The organism is Streptomyces sp. CO7 (assembly GCF_053474865.1).
In genome coordinates this window covers 261,395-267,523 of sequence record NZ_JBRIOU010000008.1, presented here as the reverse complement: position 1 = coordinate 267,523, position 6,129 = coordinate 261,395, and the positions used below count along the sequence as shown (strand labels likewise).

6 protein-coding genes are annotated in these 6,129 nt (G+C 72.1%); 2 read left to right on the top strand and 4 right to left on the bottom strand.

The window, feature by feature from the left end; all coding sequences use genetic code 11:
* Nucleotides 1-785: carbon-nitrogen family hydrolase (locus tag ACOV8S_RS26130; RefSeq protein WP_448320708.1), on the bottom strand; the 785-nt coding region annotated here is incomplete at its 3' end.
* Between the two features lie 146 nt (nucleotides 786-931).
* Between ACOV8S_RS26130 and ACOV8S_RS26125 the strand changes: the two genes are divergently transcribed.
* Nucleotides 932-1,756 (top strand): maleylpyruvate isomerase family mycothiol-dependent enzyme, encoded by an 825-nt coding sequence (locus ACOV8S_RS26125; RefSeq protein ID WP_448320706.1) that lies wholly within the window; start codon nucleotides 932-934, stop codon nucleotides 1,754-1,756.
* 135 nt (nucleotides 1,757-1,891) lie between these two features.
* Here ACOV8S_RS26125 and ACOV8S_RS26120 read toward each other — a convergent pair whose 3' ends face one another.
* Together ACOV8S_RS26120 and ACOV8S_RS26115 are read right to left on the bottom strand one after the other, a co-directional pair.
* Nucleotides 1,892-3,226, bottom strand: a complete 1,335-nt coding sequence (locus ACOV8S_RS26120; protein WP_448320704.1) for an MFS transporter — start codon at nucleotides 3,224-3,226, stop codon at nucleotides 1,892-1,894.
* Nucleotides 3,223-3,873, bottom strand: coding sequence for a GntR family transcriptional regulator (locus ACOV8S_RS26115; protein WP_351114977.1), 651 nt, complete (start codon nucleotides 3,871-3,873; stop codon nucleotides 3,223-3,225). The genes ACOV8S_RS26120 and ACOV8S_RS26115 overlap by 4 nt, the downstream gene beginning before the upstream one ends.
* A gap of 221 nt (nucleotides 3,874-4,094) precedes the next feature.
* Here ACOV8S_RS26115 and ACOV8S_RS26110 point away from each other — a divergent pair, with 221 nt between their 5' ends.
* Nucleotides 4,095-5,021 carry a D-alanyl-D-alanine carboxypeptidase family protein gene (locus ACOV8S_RS26110; protein ID WP_448320701.1) on the top strand — a complete coding sequence of 309 codons (927 nt, stop codon included), beginning with the start codon at nucleotides 4,095-4,097 and terminating at the stop codon, nucleotides 5,019-5,021.
* A 71-nt stretch (nucleotides 5,022-5,092) separates the two neighbouring features.
* Here the strand turns inward: ACOV8S_RS26110 and ACOV8S_RS26105 are convergent.
* Nucleotides 5,093-6,129 (bottom strand): dihydrolipoamide acetyltransferase family protein (locus tag ACOV8S_RS26105; RefSeq protein ID WP_448320700.1); only part of this gene is annotated, 1,037 nt, incomplete at its 5' end.

The window sequence follows — 6,129 nt, the reverse complement described above, 5'->3', positions numbered from 1 at the left end:
GGCGTGGGGAGGCCCAGGCGGCGGTCCTTGAGGGCGGGGAACTGCTCGCGCGTCGCGGCGACCCGCGCGGGGTCGAACTCCACGGCCAGGACCTCCTCGTCGGGGCCCGCCTCGGCGAGGACCTCGCCCCACGGATCCACCACGATCGAGTGACCCGCCTGCGGAACTCCGGCGTGTGTGCCCGCCGTTCCACAGGCGAGGACGAAGCACTGGTTCTCCACCGCCCGCGCGCGGGCGAGGAGCGTCCAGTGCCCGCGGCGCCGCTCGGGCCACCCGGCCGGCACCACCAGCGTCTGCGCTCCGGCGTCCACCAGCGCGCGGAAGAGTTCGGGGAAACGGAGGTCGTAACAGGTGGCCAGTCCCAGGGTGGTCCGCGGCAGTTCCACGGTGACCAGGTCGCCCCCCGCGCCCATCAGCACGGCCTCGCCCTTGTCGAAGCCGAAGCGGTGGATCTTGCGGTAGGCGGCGGCGAGGTCGCCGGAGGGCGCGTAGACCAGTGAGGTGTTGTAGAGCGTGCCGTCGTCGGCGCGTTCGGGGATCGACCCGGCGTGCAGCCAGACGCCGGCGTCGCGCGCGGCCTCGGACATGGCCTCGTGGGTGGGCCCCTTCAGCGGCTCGGCCCAGGTGTCGAAGTCGTCGAAGGCGAAGGCCCCGGTGGTCCACAGCTCCGGCAGAACGACCAGGTCCGCCCCGGCCTGCTCGCGCACCAGTGCGGATGCCCGCTCGCGGCGCCGCTCGACCGATTCGCTCCCGTCGACACGCATCTGGAGAAGAGAGGCGCGCACCGTACCACCGCCTTGGCCGTCGTGATGTCCACCCAGCTCTACGATCGTCACACGAAAGCTCTGCCGGGGTACCTCCCCGCAGCGTAACTTAGCTTTCCAAGACGCTGGCACTGCCCGAGTTCCAACCGCCCGAGGGGTCCCGTTCCGTGAGTCTGCATCCTGCCCTTCAGCCCTACGCCGACGCCTGGACTCACTCGATCGAGGCGATATCCGAGCTGGTGCTGCCCCTCGTGGAGGGCGAGTGGAACCGGCGGACGCCCTGCCCGGGATGGTCCGTCCGCGACCTCGTCTCCCATGTCATCGGGCTGGACTGCGAGATGCTCGGCGACCCCCGGCCGATCCACTCCCTGCCGCGCGACCTCTACCACGTGACGACCGACCACCAGCGGTACATGGAGATGCAGGTCGACGTCCGGCGTCACCACACGGCGCCGGAGATGACCTCCGAGCTGGAGTACACGGTGATCCGCCGCAACCGGCAGCTGCGCAACGAGAACCGGCAGCCGGACGCGGTGGTGCGCGGTCCCCTCGGGCGGGAGATCACGCTGGAGGAGTCGATGCGCTACCGCGCCTTCGACGTCTGGGTGCACGAGCAGGACCTGCGGGCCGCGCTCGGCGTGCCGGGGAACCTGGACTCGCCGGGCGCCCAGGTGGCGCGCGACTACCTGCTGGACGCGCTGCCGGAGGTGGTCGCCGAGCGGGCGGGCGCGCCGCGCAGCTCGGCCGTGGTGGTGGACGTGCACGGTCCGGTGGAGTTCCTGCGCACGGTGCGGGTCGACATCCGCGGCCGCGGCACGGTGGAGACGGCGCCGGCGCTGGGCCCGGCGGCGACGCTGACGCTGGACTGGGAGACGTACGTGCTGCTCGCCTGCGGCCGGGTGAAGCCGGCCACGGTGATCGACCGCGTCAAGCAGGAGGGCGACCTCGACCTGACCGCGGCGATCCTGAACAACTTCACCGTCACCCAGTAGCCGGGCGCGGAGGGGCGGGCGGCCCGCCGGAGCGGCCCGTCCCACGGGTCCCTCTGCCGACCGTCGCCGCTCCCTCCGCCGACCGTCGGCGGCCCCTCCGTCGACCGTTGGCGGCCCCTCCCCGGAAGGGGCCGTCTACGGCTTGTGGACCGCCGCGACCCGCCCCGGGACCACGGCCCGCTCGCGTTCGCGGCGTACCGTCGGCCGCCACAGCCGCACCATCTGCGAGGCGCCGAGCAGCTGCACCGCGAATACCACGCAGAACGCGACGCGGTAGTCGTCACCGGTGGCGTCGAGCAGGACGCCGATTCCCAGCAGGGTCGTCATCGACGCGGTGAACCCGCCGATGTTGGTGATCCCGGACGCGGTGCCCGCGCGCTCCGCCGGGTTCGCCGGGCGGGAGAGGTCGAACCCGATCATCGACGCCGGTCCGCACGCCCCGAGCACCAGGCACAGCAGCGCGAAGACGGCCAGCGGCGCCCTCCCCGGCCAGGCCAGCAGCACCGCCCACACCACCGCGGTGGCTCCCACCGTGCCGAGCGCGAGCGGCATCCGCGCCCCGTGGCGGCGGCCGATGATCTGCCCGTAGACCACGCCGATCATCATGTGGGCCAGCACGATCACGGTGAGCAGCGAACCCGCCCTGGTCCGCTCCATCCCCTGGTCCTCGACCAGGAACGGCATGCCCCACAGCAGCAGGAAGACCATGCCGGGGAACTGCGTGGTGAAGTGCGTCCACATGCCCAGCCGTGTCCCCGGCTCCCGCCAGGACTCGGCGATCTGCCGCCGGACGTACGCCACGCCCCGGTGCGGGACCGGCTCGGTGCCGTGCCCGTCCGGGTGGTCCTTGAGGAAGAGTAGGGTCAGCACCAGCACCACCACGCCGCACAGCGCACTGCCGACGAACGAGGCCGTCCACCCGAACTGGGTGAGCGCCCGGGAGAGCACCAGGGTGGAGACGACGTTGCCGCCCTGCCCGATGAGGCCGGCGAGCTGCCCGATCAGCGGCCCGCGCCGCGCCGGGAACCAGCGGGCGCCCAGCCGCAGCACGCTGAGGAAGGTGAGCGCGTCGCCGCAGCCGAGGAGCGCGCGGGAGACCAGCGCCATGCCGTACGAGGGCGCCAGGGCGAACCCGAGCTGACCCAGCGTGAACAGCACGCAGCCGGCGACCAGGACCTTCTTGGTGCCGAACCGGTCGACCAGCAGGCCCACCGGGATCTGCATCGCGGCGTAGACCAGCAGCTGCAGCATGGAGAACGTCGAGAGCGCGGAGGCGCTGACGTGGAAGCGCTCCACCGCGTCGAGGCCGGCCACGCCCAGCGAAGTGCGGAAGAGGACGGCCACGAAGTAGACGGACAGGCCCACCGCCCAGACGGCGACGGCCCGCGTCCCGCCCGGCGGGTCCAGCGGCGGCAGGGCATCCCCGGTCCGCGACGCGTCGGCCGCCCGTGCGGCCGGCTGCTCGCTCATCGGGCCTCTCCGCGCGCCAGGTGGGAGAACCAGCTGACGTGTCCGTGCACGACCGCGACCGCGCGGTCCGCGTCGCCGGCCCGCAGCGCCTCCAGGATCTCCCCGTGCTCAACCAGCGTCTTGGCGGCCCGGTCGGGATGCGAGTGCATCACCGCGACGCCCATCCGCAACTGCCGGTCCCTCAGCTGGTCGTAGAGGTGGGAGAGGATCACGTTGCCGCCGCTGCGGACGATCTCGGCGTGGAAGCAGCGGTCGGTGACCGCCGCGGCGGCGTAGTCGCCGGCCGCCGCCTGCTCGCGCTGCCGCTCCAGCAGCTCCTCCAGCCGGGCGATCAGCTGCGGGGAGGCGGGAACCGCCTTGCGGGCCGCGTGCTCCTCCACCAGCAGCCGGGTCTCCACCACGTCCGCGATCTCCTGGGCGGTGACCGGCAGGACCAGCGCGCCCTTCTTCGGGTAGAGCTTGATCAGCCCTTCCACCTCGAGCCGCAGCAGCGCCTCCCGCACCGGGGTGCGTGACACCCCCACCGCCTCGGCGAGTTCGCCCTCGGTGAGGAGGCTTCCCCCCTCGTACCGCCGGTCGAGAACCGCCTGCTTGACGTGGATGTAGACCCGCTCGGCGGCGGGCGGCTGCTTCAACGGCACGGTCATGCGAACAGCATAGATACAAGACAGGCGCATCCCCTGTCCGCATCCGGCATGCGGACGGACGGCTTTCCACCCCCAGTCTCCGCAAAATCCAGAAATTACCCCCGTCTCCCGCGCAACCCTTGGCCCTCGCCGGTCGTCGGACATCACGCACCGTCGTATCCCGCGGCGGCGCCCTGCCCCGGGGACAGTTCAGGGGCACATCACATCCGGGGGTTCCCTACGTGAAGACCGGCATCAGGAGCCGTCGCCCGCGCAGAGTCGCGGTCTCGCTCGTCACCGGGGGCGCGATGCTCCTCGGCGGGACGCTCGCCTCGGCGCCCGCGCATGCCGCCGCCGCGCCGCCGCTGAAGAACGTGGCCTCGCCGTCCATCGCCGCCAAGGGCGGCTTCGTGATGGAGACCCAGTTCGGGCGCACCACCTACAGCAAGAGCGCCGACACCAAGCGGCCCACCGGCTCCACCACCAAGATCATGACCGCCAAGGTGGTGCTCAGCCAGTCGAACCTGAACCTCGACTCCAAGGTGACCATCGCCCAGGACTACCGGAACTACATCGTCAACAACGGTGCTTCCTCGGCGAACCTGGTGGTCGGCGACAAGGTGACCGTCCGCCAGCTGCTCTACGGGCTGATGCTGCCGTCGGGCTGCGACGCGGCGTACGCGCTGGCGGACAAGTTCGGCACCGGCACGACGCGCTCGGCGCGGGTGAAGTCGTTCATCGGCAAGATGAACACCACCGCCAAGAGCCTCGGCATGACCAACACGCACTTCGACTCGTTCGACGGCATCAGCAAGGGCTCGAACTACTCGACGCCTCGGGACCTGACCAAGCTGGCCCGCAGCGCGATGAACAACACGACCTTCCGCACCGTGGTGAAGACGAAGTCGTACACCGCGAAGACGGTCACCAAGAGCGGCTCCACCCGCACCATGGGCACCTGGAAGAACACCAACCCGCTGCTCAGCAGCTACAGCGGGGCCATCGGTGTGAAGACGGGCTCGGGCCAGGTCGCCGGCTACTGCCTGGTGTTCGCGGCCACCCGCAACGGCAGGACGGTGATCGGCACGGTGCTGGGCTCGACGTCCTCGTCCCAGCGCACCACCGACGCGACCCGTCTGCTCAACCACGGCTTCGCCCGCGTGGGCTGAGCCACCCGGACACGGAAAGGAGCCCGCCGCGCTGCCGCGCGGCGGGCTCCTTCGTTCTGCTCAGGGAACCGTCAGGCCCAGGTGACCAGACGCCTCGGCTGCTCCAGGACCGCCGCGATGTCCGCGAGGACCTTGGAGCCGAGCTCCCCGTCGACCAGCCGGTGGTCGAAGGAGAGCGCCAGGGTGGTGACCTGACGCGGCTTGACCTTGCCCTTGTGCACCCAGGGCTGCAGCTTGACCGCGCCGAAGGCCAGGATGGCGGCCTCGCCCGGGTTCAGGATCGGCGTACCCGTGTCGACGCCGAAGACGCCGACGTTGGTGATGGTGACCGTGCCGCCCTGCATGTCCGCGGGGGACGTCCGGCCCTCGCGGGCCGTGGCGACCAGGTCGCCCAGCGCCCCGGCGAGCTCCGGCAGGGTCTTGGCGTGCGCGTCCTTGATGTTCGGCACGATCAGACCCCGCGGCGTGGCGGCCGCGATGCCCAGGTTCACGTAGTGCTTCTCGACGATCTCCTGGTTGGCCTCGTCCCAGGACGCGTTGATCCCCGGGTTGCGCCGGATCGCGACCAGCAGCGCCTTGGCGACCAGCAGCAGCGGGTTGACCCGCAGCCCCGCCATGTCCGGGTCCTGCTTGAGCTCCTGTACCAGCTTCATCGTGCGCGTCACGTCGACCGTGACGAACTCGGTGACGTGCGGGGCGGTGAAGGCGGAGCCGACCATCGCGGCCGCGGTGGCCTTGCGGACGCCCTTGACCGGGATCCGCGTCTCCCGCGCACCGTCGGACACCACGGCGGGCGCCGCGCCCGCCGTGGCAGGAAGGGGAGCGGCCGGAGCCGCCTGCGGGGCCGGAGCCGCCGGGGCCGGGGCCTGCACCTCGGGAACGGCGGCGGCCGCCGCGGCCTGCACGTCCGCCCGGGTGATGATCCCGTCGGGACCGCTCGGGCGGACCGACCACAGGTCGACCCCGAGGTCCTTCGCCAGCTTGCGCACCGGCGGCTTGGCCAGCGGGCGGTCCGGCCCGCCCGGCACGGCCGGGGCCGCGCCGTTGCCGTTGACCGCGGCGGGCGCCGGGGCGGCGACCGCGGCCGGGGCGGTGGTCACCTCGGCGA

Bases quoted from the DNA above. Each gene is read 5' to 3' on its own strand.
- ACOV8S_RS26120 (WP_448320704.1), bottom strand. From the start codon at position 3,226: ATGAGCGAGCAGCCGGCCGCACGGGCGGCCGACGCGTCGCGGACCGGG.
- ACOV8S_RS26115 (WP_351114977.1), bottom strand. From the start codon at position 3,873: ATGACCGTGCCGTTGAAGCAGCCGCCCGCCGCCGAGCGGGTCTACATC.